12 protein-coding genes and 1 pseudogene are annotated in these 15,431 nt (G+C 63.6%); 5 read left to right on the top strand and 8 right to left on the bottom strand.

Annotation, left to right across the window (positions count from 1 at the left end; all coding sequences use genetic code 11):
• Window positions 1-2: 2 nt before the first annotated feature.
• The 7 genes from ruvA to N4J17_RS11450 form a co-directional block, all read right to left on the bottom strand.
• On the bottom strand, window positions 3-608 hold the full coding sequence (gene ruvA, locus N4J17_RS11480; RefSeq protein ID WP_198323356.1) for a Holliday junction branch migration protein RuvA: 606 nt from the start codon (window positions 606-608) through the stop codon (window positions 3-5).
• Window positions 605-1,102, bottom strand: coding sequence for a crossover junction endodeoxyribonuclease RuvC (ruvC, locus tag N4J17_RS11475; protein ID WP_198323357.1), 498 nt, complete (start codon window positions 1,100-1,102; stop codon window positions 605-607). The genes ruvA and ruvC overlap by 4 nt, the downstream gene beginning before the upstream one ends.
• Window positions 1,103-1,111: 9 nt before the next feature.
• Window positions 1,112-1,858 (bottom strand): YebC/PmpR family DNA-binding transcriptional regulator, encoded by a 747-nt coding sequence (locus N4J17_RS11470; RefSeq protein WP_198323358.1) that lies wholly within the window; start codon window positions 1,856-1,858, stop codon window positions 1,112-1,114.
• A gap of 215 nt (window positions 1,859-2,073) precedes the next feature.
• A complete protein-coding gene (locus N4J17_RS11465; RefSeq protein WP_198323359.1) occupies window positions 2,074-3,903 on the bottom strand; it encodes an ABC transporter ATP-binding protein in 1,830 nt (609 codons plus the stop codon).
• Between the two features lie 120 nt (window positions 3,904-4,023).
• Window positions 4,024-5,748, bottom strand: a complete 1,725-nt coding sequence (gene polX, locus N4J17_RS11460) for a DNA polymerase/3'-5' exonuclease PolX (RefSeq protein ID WP_198323360.1) — start codon at window positions 5,746-5,748, stop codon at window positions 4,024-4,026.
• The gene (rtcA, locus tag N4J17_RS11455) at window positions 5,735-6,820 is read right to left on the bottom strand and encodes an RNA 3'-terminal phosphate cyclase (RefSeq protein WP_198323361.1); all 1,086 of its coding nucleotides are present in this window, start codon (window positions 6,818-6,820) and stop codon (window positions 5,735-5,737) included. Before rtcA ends, polX begins: the two co-directional genes overlap by 14 nt.
• A gap of 1 nt (window position 6,821) precedes the next feature.
• Window positions 6,822-7,499 (bottom strand): protein-L-isoaspartate(D-aspartate) O-methyltransferase, encoded by a 678-nt coding sequence (locus N4J17_RS11450; protein ID WP_198323362.1) that lies wholly within the window; start codon window positions 7,497-7,499, stop codon window positions 6,822-6,824.
• A gap of 174 nt (window positions 7,500-7,673) precedes the next feature.
• Between N4J17_RS11450 and fdnG the strand changes: the two are divergent.
• The 5 genes and pseudogenes from fdnG to N4J17_RS11425 all read left to right on the top strand — a co-directional run.
• Window positions 7,674-10,730 (top strand): annotated as a pseudogene (fdnG, locus tag N4J17_RS11445) (formate dehydrogenase-N subunit alpha); the annotation flags it as partial.
• Between the two features lie 146 nt (window positions 10,731-10,876).
• Window positions 10,877-11,749, top strand: coding sequence for a formate dehydrogenase subunit beta (gene fdxH, locus N4J17_RS11440; RefSeq protein ID WP_198323364.1), 873 nt, complete (start codon window positions 10,877-10,879; stop codon window positions 11,747-11,749).
• Window positions 11,746-12,381: a formate dehydrogenase subunit gamma gene (locus N4J17_RS11435; protein WP_198323365.1), complete on the top strand. Its 636-nt coding sequence runs from the start codon at window positions 11,746-11,748 to the stop codon at window positions 12,379-12,381. The genes fdxH and N4J17_RS11435 overlap by 4 nt, the downstream gene beginning before the upstream one ends.
• Before the next feature lie 64 nt (window positions 12,382-12,445).
• Window positions 12,446-12,757 (top strand): pyrimidine/purine nucleoside phosphorylase, encoded by a 312-nt coding sequence (locus N4J17_RS11430; protein WP_198323366.1) that lies wholly within the window; start codon window positions 12,446-12,448, stop codon window positions 12,755-12,757.
• A gap of 265 nt (window positions 12,758-13,022) precedes the next feature.
• Entirely contained in the window at window positions 13,023-13,208 is a 186-nt protein-coding gene (locus N4J17_RS11425) for a hypothetical protein (protein ID WP_198323367.1), read from the top strand.
• A gap of 96 nt (window positions 13,209-13,304) precedes the next feature.
• Here N4J17_RS11425 and N4J17_RS11420 read toward each other — a convergent pair whose 3' ends face one another.
• Window positions 13,305-15,002 carry a sigma-54-dependent Fis family transcriptional regulator gene (locus tag N4J17_RS11420; protein ID WP_198323368.1) on the bottom strand — a complete coding sequence of 566 codons (1,698 nt, stop codon included), beginning with the start codon at window positions 15,000-15,002 and terminating at the stop codon, window positions 13,305-13,307.
• Between the last annotated feature and the right edge of the window lie 429 nt (window positions 15,003-15,431).

Here is a 15,431-nt window from a genome sequence, read left to right as displayed (position 1 = left end):
CCTCAACGCACCGCCGACTGCAACGCCAGCCGGATCAGATCTTCTGCGCTGCGCCCTGCAGCGGACTGCTTGGCCACCAGCGTATTCGCTTCCTGAGGCTTGAAACCCAGTGCGATCAGTGCGCTCACCGCCTCATCAGCCGGCTCGGTGGCCGGCGGGTGCACCGCGCCACCGGCAAAACCGGCCGGGGCCAAAGACGGAGCGACGCCTTCCAGCCGGTCTCTCATCTCGATGATGAGGCGCTCGGCGGTCTTTTTACCGATGCCGGGAAGACGCACAAGGCGCGCCGAGTCCTGCCGCTCCACGCAGGCCCGGAAATCGTCGACCGAGATGCCGGAGAGGATGGTCAGCGCCAGTTTGGCGCCGATCCCGCTGACCCGGATCAGGCTGCGGAACAGACTGCGCTCGGCCTCGGTACCGAAGCCGAACAGGCTGTGGGCGTCGTCGCGGATCTGAAGATGGGTATAGAGCCGCACCTCGGCGCCGATCTCGGGCAGCTGATAGAAAGTGGACATCGGCGCGTCGAGTTCGTAGCCCAGACCCTGCACGTCGATCAACAAAGCAGGCGCACGCTTGGCAACCAGGATTCCGCGGATGAAACCGATCATCGCTGTACCATCCGACTCATGCGGCTTGCGGTCTGGCGGTGGTGCAGATGGCAGAATGCCACTCCCAGCGCATCGCTGGCGTCCAACGCCAGAGGACCGGGCTCGCCCAGCAGGAAGCAGACCATGTGCTGCACCTGGGCCTTGTCGGCGCTGCCTTTGCCTACCAAAGCGAGCTTGACCTGGCGCGCGGCATACTCGTACACCGGCAAACCGCGGGCCACGCCGGCGCAGATCGCGGCCCCCCGGGCCTGACCCAGCTTGAGCGCCGAATCGGCGTTCTTGTGCATGAACACCTGCTCCACCGCCATTTCCTCCGGCTCAAACTCCTCCACGATCCGGCTGATCCCCTCGAAGATCCGGCGCAGGCGCTCGGGAAAATCGTTCGTTTCGGTACGGATGCAGCCCGCCGTCACTAGCACCGGCTTACCTGTCCAGTCCAGGATGCCATAGCCGGTCACGCGGGAACCGGGGTCGATGCCGAGCACCCGCGTCATCGCGCCGGCTCAGCCCAGTTCGGCAAGAATGTCCTCGCTGATGTCCGCGTTGGAATAGACGTTCTGCACATCGTCGAGATCCTCCAGGCGTTCGAGCAGGCGGATCATCTTTTCCGCGTCGTCCTTATCGAGCTTCACACTGGTGCTGGCACGCATGGTGATTTCGGCCGATTCCGGCATGAGCCCGGCGGCCTTGAGTGCATCGCGTACCGCCTCGAACCGCTCGGGAGCGGTGAGCACATCCACCGAGCCGTCCTCATTGACCACCACGTCGTCGGCTCCGGCATCCAGCGCCGGCTCCATCACCCTGTCCTCACCCAGATCGGCCCCGAAGCTGACGACACCGGTCTTGCTGAACAGGTAGGCCACCGAACCGTCGGTTCCCAGATTGCCACCCGCTTTGGAAAAGGCATGGCGCACCTCGGCCACGGTCCGGTTGCGGTTGTCGGTCAGGCAGTCGACCAGCACGGCGATGCCGCCGGGACCGTAACCTTCGTAGCGGACTTCCTCATAGTTGTCGCCATCCGCGGCGCCCGAGCCTTTCTTGACGGCCCGCTCGATGGTGTCCTTCGACATGTTGGCGACGAGTGCCTTGTCCATGGCTGTGCGCAGACGTGGGTTGTTGCCGGGATCGGGACCACCGGTGCGCGAAGCCACGGTGATTTCGCGAATCAGCTTGGTGAACAACTTGCCGCGCTTGGCATCCTGGGCCCCCTTGCGGTGCTGAATGTTGGCCCATTTGCTATGACCCGCCATAGTACTTCTCAAGACCTCCGGACTGATTGAACCGGCAAAGTCTAACATTGCAGGCGGGTCGAATCGATAAAGTGACGGCCTTCGCTGTCACTTGACCGAGCCCGGAGGGGCAGCTCGAAAAACCAAGGTCTGGAAGCCCGCCCAACGCCGGCAGTAGGTTGGAACAGAAGGCTCCCGCCCCACCTCGCTGCCATCCCCTCTCGCCCTGCCGTTCTTCAAATGTCCTCCCCAAGAAACCCCCCGCTCTGGTGCGCCCAAAGCCGGGCGTAGAGACCTCCTCGAGCAAGGAGGCTCCGGTGGCTGCCTTCTTCCACGATCCTTCCCTGATCCAGGACGACGATCCGGTCCATGGCGGCGAGCGTGGACAGACGGTGCGCGATCGCCAGGACGGTCTTGCCCTGCATCAGGCGGTACAGGCTGGACTGGATCGCGACCTCCACTTCTGAATCGAGGGCGCTGGTGGCTTCGTCCAGGATCAGGATCGGCGCGTCCTTGAGCATCACCCGGGCGATGGCGATACGCTGGCGCTGGCCGCCGGAGAGCTTGACGCCGCGTTCGCCCACGTGGGCGTCATAGCCCTTACGGCCTTGGGGATCGGCGAGGCCGAGGATGAAGCCGTGCGCTTCGGCTTTTTCCGCGGCGGCGATCATGGCGGCCTCGTCGGCGTTCGGCCTGCCATAGGCGAGGTTGTCCCGCACCGACCGGTGCAAGAGCGAGGTGTCCTGGGTCACCATGCCGATCTGCGCCCGCAGGCTGTCTTGGGTGACCTGCGCAATGTCCTGCCCGTCGATCAGGATGCGGCCGCTATCGGCGTCGTAGAAGCGCAGCAACAGATTGACCAGAGTGGATTTCCCCGCCCCGGAGCGGCCGACCAGGCCGATTTTTTCACCGGGGCGGATATGCAGTGAAAAATCCCGGAACACCGGCGCGCCGCCGCCGTAGGCGAAATCGACGGATTCGAAGCGGATCTCGCCCCGGCTCACCCGGAGCGGCGCCGCACCGGGGCGGTCGGTCACCGCATGGCCCTTAGACAAGGTGTTCATGCCATCCTGCACAGTCCCGATATGCTCGAACAGAGCAGCCATCTCCCACATCACCCAGTGGGAAATACCGTTGAGGCGCAAGGCCATCGCCGTGGCCGCGGCGACCGCGCCGATACCCACCATGCCTTGGGTCCAAAGCCACAGCGCCGCGCCGGCCGTGCTGGCGATCAGCAGCATGCTGAGGGAATGGTTGACGATTTCGAAGCCGCTGATCAGGCGGCACTGCCGGTATACCGTTTCGAGGAATTCCTGCATCGCACCGCGGGCATATCCGGCCTCGCGGCGCGCGTGGGAGAACAGCTTGACCGTGGCGATATTGGTGTAGGCATCGGTGATGCGCCCGGTCATCAGCGAGCGCGCATCCGCCTGCCGGGCCGCCACCCGCCCCAGCCTGGGCACGAAGAACCGGAGCATCGCGAGATATAGCAGCACCCAGCCCAGGAACGGCATGAGCAGCAGATGGTCGAATCCGGCGGCCACCAGGCTCATGGTCGTGAAATAGATGACGACGAAGACCAGCATGTCGGTGACGATAAGCACGGTGTCGCGCACGGCGAGTGCGGTCTGCATCACCTTGGCGGCCACCCGGCCGGCGAACTCGTCCTGATAGAAGCTCATGCTCTGAGCCAGCATCAGCCGGTGGAAATTCCAGCGCAGCCGCATTGGGAAGTTCCCGGCCAGTGTCTGGTGCTTGATCATCGTCTGCAGCGCGATGACCAGGGGACTGGCTAGCAGCACCCCCGCCAGCAATACCAGGCGGTCCTGTTCATCGGTCCAGAACCGCTCCGGCGGAATTCGGCCGAGCCAGTCGACGATGTTTCCCAGCATGCTGAACAGCATGGCTTCGAACACGCCGATGCCGGCCGTCAGCAACATCATGCCCGCGATGAAACCGCGCAGCCCCGCCGTGCAGGCCCAAAGGAAGGGCAACAGACCTTGGGGCAGACGCTCGGGGACGGCCTCGGGAAAAGGGTGGAGCAGTTGTTCGAAGAAGCGCAGCACGGGACCAGGAATTCAAATGAGGAAATGTCACGATTGGGAAGACCGGTACCGCGTGGCCCGGAAAATCAATCTGCAGCCACGGGTTCCGAAGACGGGACGACCGGATACGGAAACGGCGGCCTACATTGTCCTTTTCAGCAATGGCCTCAGCGCAGCGAGCGATCGGGAGTTCAGCACGTCGCCCTTCTCCAGCCAGCCGCGCCGCGCCTGGCCGACGCCAAAGCGGAGGTGGTCGAAATCCAGCACGCTGTGGGCATCGGAGTTGATGCTGACCAGCACCCCTTCAGCCTTGGCCGCCTGGCAATAGGTGTCGAGCAGATCGAGCCGTTCGGGATGGGCATTCAACTCCAGGTAGCAGCCCCGTTCCTTCGCCTTGCGGATGATGCGCGGCATGTCCACATCGTAAGGCTCACGCCGCTCGATGAGCCTGCCGCTGGGATGGGCCAGCAGGGTGAAATGCGGGTGATCCATGGCCTTCAGGATGCGCTCGGTCTGCTTGGCGCGCGACAGGTCGAAACGGCTGTGGACCGCCCCGACCACCAGATCGAGCCGCCCCAGCAGTTCGTCGGGCAGGTCCAGCCGGCCGTCTTCCAGGATATCGACTTCGATGCCCTTGAGCAGGGTGATGCCCCGCAGCTCTCCATTGAGCCGGTCGATCTCGTCGATCTGCTGCATGAGGCGCAGAGGGTCGAGGCCATGAGCGACAGTCAGCCGGCGCGAATGCTCGGTGATGCCGAGGTATTCGAAGCCCCGCTGGCGGGCGGCCTCGGCCATTTCCCGCAAAGTATTGTGGCCGTCCGTGACCCGTGTGTGGACATGGAGATCACCCCTCAGATCGCCCAGTTCAACCAGTGCGGGCAGGCGCCCTGCCCGGGCCGCCTCGATCTCGCCCCGATCCTCCCGCAGCTCCGGCGGAATGAAGGGCAGCCCCACCGCCCGGAACACCGATTGCTCGGTCTCGCCAGCTATGCGTTTGTTCCCCTCGAACACCCCATATTCATTGATCTTCAGCCCCCGCTCCTGCCCCAGCCGGCGGATCGCGATGTTGTGCGCTTTGCTGCCGGTGAAGTAGTGCAAGGCCGCGCCGTAACTTTCCGGCTCGACCACCCGGAGATCGACCTGCAGCTTGCAGCCGAGCACGACGCTGCTGCGGGTCGGGCCGTGCGAAAGCACCTCCACCACCTCGTCGTAGGCAGTGAAACGCTCCATCACCGGGCTGTCCGGCCCGGCGGTGACCAGAATGTCGATGTCGCCCACGGTTTCCCGTGCCCGCCGGTAGCTGCCCGCCACCACCACATCGTGCACGCCGGGCATGGCGCGCAGCCAGGCGGCCAGCGGCTCGGCGTACTGGGCGGCGGTGGCCAGCTTGAAACGTCCCGCCCCGCCGCCATGCGCGGCCAGAGCTTCAGCGATGCGGCTTTCCGTCTTCTCGCCGAAGCCGGCCAGGGACCGGATGCGATGATCGCGGACGGCCCGTTGCAATTGCTCGACGGTTTGGATGTCGAGTTCATGATAGAGCGCCTTAACGCGTTTCGGCCCCAATCCGGGGATTTTGAGCAGTTCGGTGATCGCCGGCGGCAGCTTCTTGTGGAGCTTGTCCAGCGCCGCGCAGCGGCCGGTCTCGGCGATTTCTCGTATCTTGCCGGCGAGGTCGTCGCCGATACCGGGCAGCGCGGTCAGATCCTCGCCCTTTTGCAGCATGGCACGCACATCCCGACCCAGCTCCTGCAGGGTGCGCGCGGCATTGCGGTAAGCCCGCACCCGAAACACATTGGCGCCCTCGATCTCCAGCAAGTCGGCGATTTCCTCGAAGATGGCAGCGATATCGGCATTATGGATGGGCATGGCACACTCCCGACGGATTTCCACGGATTCGGACGAGACCGGTCCCACAGTCCGCCGGCCGGATATCCACCCGCGCCAACCCGAAGCGCTCCACGACCCAGGCGTTGGTGGTCAGGTGCGGACTGATGCGCTCGACGCTGAACAACGACTCTTCCGGGCACAGGGCGGCGAGGAGGACGATCTGGTCGGCCAGATGCTCTTCCAGGGCGGCGCCGGAACGATAGTGGGCCAGCAGCGCCCCACAGGCTTCTTCGGCGACCCGCTCGGCGGTTTTGCCTCTTTGTCCCAGCGCCGTAAAGCCAGCTAGGCAATGATCGTAACGGACGGTCAGGAACAAACCCGCGCCGGCACAGGCCGCTTGCAGTACGGCCGGCTCGATGGCGGCGACAATGCCGGCATCCGCCAGGATCCTCTGGGCCCGGGCGGCCATGCGTTCCGGGATATGGGCCGGCAGGTTCGCCGCCAGCGCACGCCCCGTGACCGCCTGCAAGGTGCCGCGATTCCTGGCTTTCAAGGCTTTGAGAGGCCAACGGCCTCCTTCCACCGTCAGCCTTGCCTCCCCCTTGCCGATGGGGTACCAGCCGGACCGGATCAGCGACAGCTCGGCCCGCACACCCATGCGGGCCAGGGTCGGCAGCCAGACCTCGCGGACGTAGTCGAAAGGCGGGCTCATCGGCACGTGGGTGCCGCCCCTCAGCGACACCGTCGAAGCGCCCTCGGCCAGGGCCAGCGGCGGCAGAATCGCCTGCAGCACCAGCATGATGGCCCCCGCGCTGCCGCCTTCACGGGCTTCCTCCACGTCCAGCGTATAATCGCCCGCCCGGACGGACCTGCACGGGATGAACTCCAGCGTCTGTGAACCGAGATCGGCGCCCTCGATCCGGGCATCGCACAGGAGGGCGACGGCTTTTACGGCGGTGAGGTGCTGGGCCGCCAGCCCCGGCTTCCGACGCCTGGCCCTGATGTTCTCCAGGCGCACCGCAGTACCGGTCAATGCCGCCAGACTCAAAGCGGTGCGGAGTATCTGCCCGCCGCCTTCACCATAGGAGCCGTCGATGCGAAGCAAATCCATGTCATGCCCGCTCCGGCCCGGGACGGTACTCGCCTTCGCCGGTCAGTGGCACGAAAGCCACGGGCAGCACGCTGCGGGTCTCGATTTCACCTTGGGCGTTCTTGTCTACCGTCATCAATTCCTGATGGTGGTAAGGCAGGCCGACCGGAATCACCATGCGCCCCCCGGGCTTGAGCTGCTCGATCAAGGGATCGGGGACATAAGGTGCGGCCGCGGTAACGATGATGCCGTCGTAGGGCGCGTGTTCGGGCCAGCCGAAGTAGCCGTCGCCGATGCGCACTTCCACGTTGCGATAGCCGAGTTTTTTCAGCCTCTCGGCCGCCTGCTCGCCCAGTTCCGGGATGATTTCGACCGTGTAGACCCGCTTCACCAGGTGCGACAGGATCGCCGCCTGATAGCCGGAGCCGGCGCCGATTTCGAGGATGACCGACTCCTTCTTCGGATTCAGCAGATCGGTCATCAGCGCCACGATGAAGGGCTGGGAGATGGTCTGGCCGCAACCGATGGGGACCGGACCGTTGTCGAAAGCGAACTGCACCCGGTCGGCAGGCACGAAGCGATGCCGCGGAACCTTGCGCATGGCTTTCATCACCTCGGGTGACAGCCTGCCGCGGCCGGTGAGATGGCGCGTCAGCGAGACCTCGGCCTCGAGGTCCCGCATCATCTGGGACAGACTCATCGCCCATACCTCGCTTTGGACGGAACAGGCCGACAATCTTACGCTTCTCCAACAGCTCTGGAACGCCGCGGCCGTCCTGATGTTGCAGAGATAGGCGAAACCCGCCCGAAGGCTTACAATCGCCCCACGAGTACCTTAGCTCCCTTGTCAGACTTTTTCCCGCAGGAGGACGTCATGCAAGTCACCCGGCGCCAATTTTTCAGGCTGAGTGCCGCAACGCTCGGGGGTTCCTCGCTGGCCGTCATGGGATTTTCGCCCCGGGAGGCGCTGGCGGAAGTGCGACAGTTCAAACTGGCGCGCACGACGGAAACCCGCAATACCTGCCCGTATTGCTCGGTAGCTTGCGGCCTCATCATGTACAGTCTGGGCGACAAGGCCAAGAACGCCAAGGCGGAAATCATACACATCGAAGGCGACCCGGATCACCCGGTCAGCCGCGGCAGTCTCTGCCCCAAAGGTGCGGGTCTGCTGGATTTCGTCCGCAGCCCCTCGCGCCTGAAATACCCGGAATATCGCGCCCCCGGCAGCAATGCATGGAAGCGCGTGTCCTGGGACTGGGCCCTCGAACGCATCGCCCAGCTGTTGAAAGAGGACCGTGACCGGAATTTCATCGCCAAGAACGAGCAGGGCCAGACGGTCAACCGCTGGACCTCTCTGGGTTTTCTGGCCGCATCCGCCGGCTCCAACGAAACCGGCTACCTGACCAACAAGATCGCCCGCGCCTTGGGAATAGTCATGTTGGACAGTCAGGCCCGCATCTGCCACGCGCCGTCCGTATCGGCCCTGGCATCCAGCTTCGGCCGCGGCGCGATGACCAACACCTGGATGGACATCAAGAACGCTGATGTCATCCTGGTGATGGGCGGCAACCCGGCCGAGGCCCATCCAGTGGGCTTCAAGTGGGCCATCGAAGCCAAGGCCAGGAACAAAGCCAGACTCATCGTGGTGGACCCGCGCTTCAACCGCACGGCGGCAGTGGCCGACTTCTATGCCCCCATCCGCGCCGGTACCGACATCGCATTCCTCAACGGCGTGATCCGCTATCTGCTGGAGAAGGACGCGATCAACCATGAATACGTGCGGGCCTATACCAACGCCGCCTTCATCGTGCGGGAGGATTTCCACTTCCAGGACGGCCTTTTCAGCGGCTACGACGCCAGCAAGACCGAGCAGCACTACGACCGCAGCACCTGGACCTATGAGCTGGACGAGCACGGCTATGCCAGGATCGACCCGACACTCCAACATCCCCGCTGCGTGTTCCAGTTACTGAAGACCCACGTCGAACGCTATACGCCGGACAAGGTGACCGAGCTGACCGGCACGCCCAGGGACGCTTTCTTGAAAATCTGCGACCTGATCGCCTCCACCGCCGTGCCCGACCGCACCCTCACCAGCCTCTACGCCCTCGGCTGGACCCACCATTCGGTGGGCGTACAGAACATCCGCGTCATGGCCATGATCCAGCTTCTGCTGGGCAACATCGGCGTCTCCGGCGGCGGCGTCAATGCCTTGCGCGGCCATTCCAACATCCAGGGACTGAGCGATCTGGGACTGCTCACCGACATGCTGCCCGGCTACATCACCTTGCCCACGGACAGCGAAACCAGCCGCGCCGTTTACCTGGAAAAACGCACGCTCAAACCGCTGCGGCCGGGCCAGCTCAGTTACTGGTCGAACCTGCCCAAGTTCCACACCAGCCTGATGAAAGCCTGGTACGGCAAAGCGGCCAGCCGGGACAACGACTACTGCTACGACTGGCTGCCCAAGCTGGACAAGCCCTATGACAGCCTGCGCATGTTCGACCTGATGGCCCAAGGCAAAGTCAACGGTTTCATCTGCCAGGGCTTCAACCCGCTGGCCTCATATCCCGACAAGGGTAAGATCGCCACCGCCCTCGCCAAACTGAAGTTCCTGGTCGTCATGGATCCCTTGGCCACCGATACTTCCGTCTTCTGGCAAAACCACGGCGAGTACAATCCAGTGAATCCCGCCGACATCCAGACCGAAGTGTTCCGTCTGCCGACCACCTGCTTCGCCGAAGAGGACGGCTCCCTGGTCAACAGCTCCCGCTGGCTGCAATGGCACTGGAAGGGCGCGGAACCCCCCGGCGAATCACGCAACGACATCGAAATCATGTCCGCCCTGTACCTGCATCTGCGCGAAATGTATGAAAAAGAAGGCGGGGCTTTCCCGGAGCCCATCCTCAACCTGCACTGGCCCTACCAAAAACCGGAGGAGCCCACGCCGGAAGAACTGGCCAAGGAATACAGCGGCTACGCCCTGGCCGACATCGCCGATCCCAAGGACCCGGCGCGGATACTGGTCAAGGCCGGCCAGCAACTGGCCGGCTTCGCCCAGTTGCAGGACGATGGCAGCACCGCCTGCGGCAACTGGATTTTCAGTGGCGCCTTCACCGAAGCCGGTAACCAGATGGCGCGCCGTGACACATCCGATCCCACCGGCTTGGGGATAGCCCCCGGCTGGGCCTGGGCCTGGCCGGCCAACCGGCGCATCCTCTACAACCGCGCCTCCTGCGATCCGGACGGCAAGCCCTGGAACGAAAAACGTCCCATCATCCACTGGGACGGCGCCCGCTGGACCGGACTGGACGTGCCTGACTATAAGGCCGACGTCCCGCCGGGCAGCGACATGTCGCCTTTCATCATGAACCCGGAAGGGGTGGGAAGGCTGTTCGGCGCCGACCGGCTGGCCGACGGCCCCTTCCCCGAGCATTACGAGCCCTACGAAACGCCCCTGGACACCAATCCGCTGCATCCCAAGGTGGTCAGCAACCCGGCGACGCGGGTATTTCCCGGCGACAAGGCCATGCTGGGCGGCAAGGACGACTTCCCCTATGTCGCCACCACCTACCGCCTTACCGAACTCTTCAACACCTGGACCGACCACGTACGCATCAATGCCTCGCTGCAACCGGAGCAGTTTGTGGAAATCGGCCAGGAACTGGCGCGGGAACTGGGCATCGCCAATGGCGAAATCGTCACGGTGCGCTCCAAGCGCGGCTTCATCAAAGCCGTCGCCATGGTCACCAAGCGCATCAAGCCGCTGACGGTGGCGGGCCAGACTGTGCACCAGATCGGCATCCCAGTGCACTGGGGCTTGCAGGGTCAGACCCGCAAAGGCTTTTTCGCCAACAATCTGACGCCTTACCTGGGCGACGCCAATACCCAGACTCCCGAATACAAAGCGTTCCTGGTCAAAGTCGAAAAAGACCTGTCCGAACCCGGGCCGCACACCCGAAAACGGGGCGAAGTTCAGGAAGAGCGCAGGCGCTCCGGCGGCAATGGAACTGCGGGTGCGACCGAGAAGTCGTCCTGGCTGACGCGCGTCCTCAAAGGGCGGCTGGAGGTTTGACCATGGCATTGCAATCCCTCGACATCGTCCGCCGCTCCGCCACCACGACGCCCAGCCCACAGCAGCGGCAGACGACGGAGGTGGCCAAGCTCATCGACGTCACCAAGTGCATCGGCTGCAAAGCCTGCCAGTCGGCCTGCCAGGAATGGAACGATCTGCGGGAAGAAGTCGGCATCAACGAGGGTTCTTACCAGAACCCCCATGATCTCACCGCCAATTCCTGGACCCTGATGCGCTTTACCGAGACCGAGGAAAACGGCACCCTCGAATGGCTGATCCGCAAGGACGGCTGCATGCACTGCGCCGACCCCGGCTGCCTCAAGGCCTGCCCCTCGCCCGGCGCGATCATCCAATACAGTAATGGCATCGTCGATTTCCACGAGGAAAACTGCATCGGCTGCGGCTACTGCATCGCCGGCTGCCCGTTCGACATTCCCCGCCTTTCTCCCAAGGACGGCAAAGCCTACAAGTGCACACTGTGTTCGGACCGCGTGTCGGTGGGGCTGGAGCCGGCCTGCATCAAGTCCTGCCCGACTCAGGCGCTGGTGTTCGGCAGCAAGGAAGACATGATTGAACACGCCAACGAGCGCATCGCCGACCTCAAGGAACGCGGCTTCGAGCACGCCGGCCTCTACGACCCGGCCGGCGTGGGCGGTACCCACGTGATGTATGTGTTGCATCATGCCGACAAACCGCAGCTCTACGACGGTCTGCCTCAAAACCCGCAAATCAGTAGCCTGGTCGGACTGTGGAAAGGCATCTTCAAGCCCCTGGCCACCGCTGCCTTGGCGCTCACCGCGCTGGCCGGGTTTTTCCACTATGTCACGGTCGGCCCCAACGAGACCGGGGAAGACGAAGAGGAGAAAAAGGCATGAGCAGCAACCGGAATCCCTCGCGCATCGAGCGCTACAGCCCGGCAGAGCGTCTGAACCACTGGATCACCGCCCTCACCTTCCTGCTCCTGAGCTTCTCCGGCCTGGCGCTGTTCCATCCCGCCCTGTTCTGGTTCACCCAGTTCTTCGGCGGGCCCACCTGGACCCGCATCCTGCACCCTTACATCGGCGTAGTGATGTTCGTGTCGTTCAGCGCCCTGGCGCTCAAATTCTGGCATCACAACCTGCTAACCCTGAACGACATCGTCTGGCTCCGCCGGATCGCCGACGTGGTGAGGAACCGCGAAGACCGGCTGCCGGAAGTGGACCGCTACAATGCCGGCCAGAAGATGCTGTTCTGGACCATGGTCACCACCATCCCCGCCCTGCTCCTTACCGGCATCGTGATCTGGCGGCCCTGGTTCGCACCTTATTTCGACATCGGCGTGGTCCGCCTGGCGCTGCTGCTCCATGCGCTCTGCGCCTTCGTCATGATCGCCGGCATCATCGTCCACATCTACGCCGCCTTGTGGATCAAGGGCACCATCGGTGCGATGGTCCGCGGCACTGTGACCCGGGCCTGGGCGCGCAAGCATCATCCGGGCTGGTATCGGCGGGTGACCGGCGGGGAGTAGGCACTGCCGTCATCCTCCGGCCGGTCTATAATACCCGGCCCTTTTGCAAACCAGGATTTCACCCATGGGCCAGTTCGACAACGTCAGCATCGTCAAACAAGCCAATGTTTATTTCGATGGCAAATGCATCAGCCACACCGTGCTGTTCCCGGATGGCAGCCGCAAAACCTTGGGAGTGATCCTGCCCTCCGCTCTGCACTTTCAAACCGGCGTCCCGGAAATCATGGAAATCCTCACCGGCGGATGCCGCGTCCAGCTCGCCGGCCAAACCGAGTGGCAAAGCTATCAGGCCGGTGATTCGTTCAGCGTTCCAGGAAACAGCGGCTTCCGGATCGAGGTGAACGATACGCTCCATTACGTGTGCCACTTCGGGTGAAGCCTTGGCCGCACGACAGGAAGGTGAAGGGCGGGATGAAACGAAACTCCTTGTACCTGCGCAAACTGCTTGAGATCGCTCTGGGCATCGCCGCGCTGGAACTCCTGTTCTACCTGTTCCGGCTCGGCGCTGCGGTCTACGCACCGTAAATCCAGGCTCCCTGATCGCATCCAGTACTGGTGATATCATCACTGCGGAACCGTAAGCGTGCCTCGCAGCAGAGCGCGCAACGGACGTCAAACAACCTGATTTGAGGAACGAATCGATGAAATACCTGTTCAGGCATCCTTTGCTGGTATTCGGTCTGGGCATCGCCGCCGGCTACCTGGTGCACAAATACCGGCGGGAGATTCTTGCGGCCACCTCGGGATTTACGGAAAAAGGACGGGAATTCGTGCTGGGCTCCCAGCAACACGATGTGCCGGGCAGTTGCGAGGAGTGCAAAGATTAAAGAAAGGCGCGGACGACCCGGTTGTTTCGACTCGGCTCAGTCTGCGGCAGGACCGGCTCCGCACACCCGGCTTTCCGGCATCGCCTGCGCCTGATCTCAAGCGCTCAAGCCGTAACGGGAGATTTTCTTGTACAGCGTCGAGCGCGCAATCCCCAGAACGCGAGCAGCCTGACTCATATTGCCGCGGCACCTGCAGATCGCCGCGGCGATGCTTTCCGACTCCATTTTCGATAGGCTCAGCGCGTCGGCGGACCAGGCGGCCTCCCGGCCATCCGGGGCGGCACATGCTGCGCATTGCTCCGCCTCTTCGAGAAAATCGGTCGGCAGATCGGCCACTGTCAATACGCCGCCGGAGCAGACGAACAAGGCATTCCTGATCACGTTGCGTAACTCCCGCAGGTTTCCCGGCCAGGGGTGGCGCTCGAACAGAGCCATGACGTCTTCGCCCAAACGAATCCGGGATGCTCCCGCCGCCGCGGCCTCCTGTTCGAACACCGCTTGGAAGATTCGACACCGGTCGGGCCGTTGCCGCAGGGGTGGCAGGTGCAGGCGCGCGCCGTTGAGCCTGTAATACAGGTCGCGCCGGAAACGTCCCTGGCGGATCGCTTCCTGCAAATCGACATTGGTGGCTGCCACGACCTGGACGTCGACGCGCAAGGGTTTGGCACCGCCGACCGGCACGAATTCGCCAGTCTCCAGGACACGCAGCAGCGTCGCCTGGAGATCGAAGCTCATATCGCCGATTTCGTCGAGAAACAGCACGCCGCCATCGGCCAGGAGAAATTTTCCCGGCTTTCCGCGGCTGCGGGCGCCGGTGAAACTGCCGGCTTCGTAACCGAACAGTTCGCTCTCGATGAGATCCTTGGGAATCGATGCGCAGTTGACGGCCACCAGCGGCCCTTTCCGCCGCGGCCCGAAGCGATGGGCAAAGCGGACCAGGTATTCTTTTCCCGTACCCGATTCGCCGCTGACGAGCAGCGGTATGCCACGCTCCTGCAAACGCAGAGCCTTGTCGAGGAGCCCCTCGATCGCCGCATCCCGGATCAGGCCCTGTTCACCTGGCGAAAAACCGGCTGGCACTTCGGGCCTGTCTCCGGTCCTTCGGCTTTGCTCGGCAGCGGGCGCGGTCAACCCGTTGCACGCCATGCGCAGAAAGGCAAGCAATGCGCCTGAGGAACCACGCTGGTCGCTCACCAAACCAACCACGGCGGCTGTTTCGCCGGCCGCATTCCGCAGCGGACAGCCGGCGGTCACCAGGGCATGTAATCTCGCACTGTAGTGCTCCTTGCCTTCGAAGGCGACTGCGGTACCCAGCACCGCCGCGCTGCCGATGCCGTTGTTGCCGAGCACCTCTTCCCGCCAGTCGGCCCCGGTTTTGAGCACCTCCCGCACGACGGGCGCCATCCGCAGTCCGTCATCCAAAACCCGAAAAATCCGGCAATGGGCGTCCGCGACGATGAGGGCCGCCTGGGCGCCTTTAAGGAAATCGAAAACGCCGCGGACCCGTTCCCACACCGACGCAAGTTCCACAGAAACGGACGGGGCCGGAGCATCCGGTTCGGCCTTGCAGGGCCAGTCGTCGGTGCCCGGCGGAAGCCGGCAGTCCTCGAAGCAGCGGCACCACGCCTCGGCCACTTCCGGGCGGACCCAATCCAGAGCGGCCGGCAGAACCCCCGTCTGACGCATCCATTCCCATGCCTGATCGGGCCGGTCCACGTACACACTGCTGAAACGGTTCCAATCGGGAAATTCGACGGGTCTGGAAACGGATGAGAGGTACTGTTCGCTCAACATCGGTGGCTATCTCCTTGGCGTGAAGCTACGATCGACCATTCGTACGGCGGCCAACCTTCTTCTGGGCGCGGCCAGCCATGCATAACCACATCTTGGATTTATTGTTTTGCCGGCCCTTCGACGGCGCTTTGAGGGCAAGCCCGGAGGAAGTTCCGAAATGCGCTCCTGTGCGGGACCGATGTTTAGTTCATCGGCAATGGAACGTGGGTGACACAGTAGCAACTCGCTCATGTGCCTTCAATGCGGCTGATTGTCGCAGACGGTCCGGGCATGAGGCGGCCCGGCGGCAAACGGCCGACATGGCTTTTCCTGCTACCGTAGCCGGTTGAAGCCACAAGCGATTTGTCATTAGACTACGCCGCAGTCCGGACCTGTATGGCCGCCACCTCTTCAACCAGCTGCGGCTGACCCCGTCCCTGCTCACCACGC

The organism is Methylococcus capsulatus, assembly GCF_036864975.1.
Classification (GTDB): Bacteria; Pseudomonadota; Gammaproteobacteria; order Methylococcales; family Methylococcaceae; genus Methylococcus.
Note: the sequence above shows the minus strand (reverse complement) of the source record. Positions and strands in the feature narration are given on the sequence as shown.

Bases quoted from the DNA above. Each gene is read 5' to 3' on its own strand.
- ruvA (WP_198323356.1), bottom strand. From the start codon at position 608: ATGATCGGTTTCATCCGCGGAATCCTGGTTGCCAAGCGTGCGCCTGCT.
- ruvC (WP_198323357.1), bottom strand. From the start codon at position 1,102: ATGACGCGGGTGCTCGGCATCGACCCCGGTTCCCGCGTGACCGGCTAT.
- N4J17_RS11470 (WP_198323358.1), bottom strand. From the start codon at position 1,858: ATGGCGGGTCATAGCAAATGGGCCAACATTCAGCACCGCAAGGGGGCC.
- polX (WP_198323360.1), bottom strand. From the start codon at position 5,748: ATGCCCATCCATAATGCCGATATCGCTGCCATCTTCGAGGAAATCGCC.
- rtcA (WP_198323361.1), bottom strand. From the start codon at position 6,820: ATGGATTTGCTTCGCATCGACGGCTCCTATGGTGAAGGCGGCGGGCAG.
- N4J17_RS11450 (WP_198323362.1), bottom strand. From the start codon at position 7,499: ATGAGTCTGTCCCAGATGATGCGGGACCTCGAGGCCGAGGTCTCGCTG.
- fdxH (WP_198323364.1), top strand. From the start codon at position 10,877: ATGGCATTGCAATCCCTCGACATCGTCCGCCGCTCCGCCACCACGACG.
- N4J17_RS11435 (WP_198323365.1), top strand. From the start codon at position 11,746: ATGAGCAGCAACCGGAATCCCTCGCGCATCGAGCGCTACAGCCCGGCA.
- N4J17_RS11430 (WP_198323366.1), top strand. From the start codon at position 12,446: ATGGGCCAGTTCGACAACGTCAGCATCGTCAAACAAGCCAATGTTTAT.
- N4J17_RS11425 (WP_198323367.1), top strand. From the start codon at position 13,023: ATGAAATACCTGTTCAGGCATCCTTTGCTGGTATTCGGTCTGGGCATC.
- N4J17_RS11420 (WP_198323368.1), bottom strand. From the start codon at position 15,002: ATGTTGAGCGAACAGTACCTCTCATCCGTTTCCAGACCCGTCGAATTT.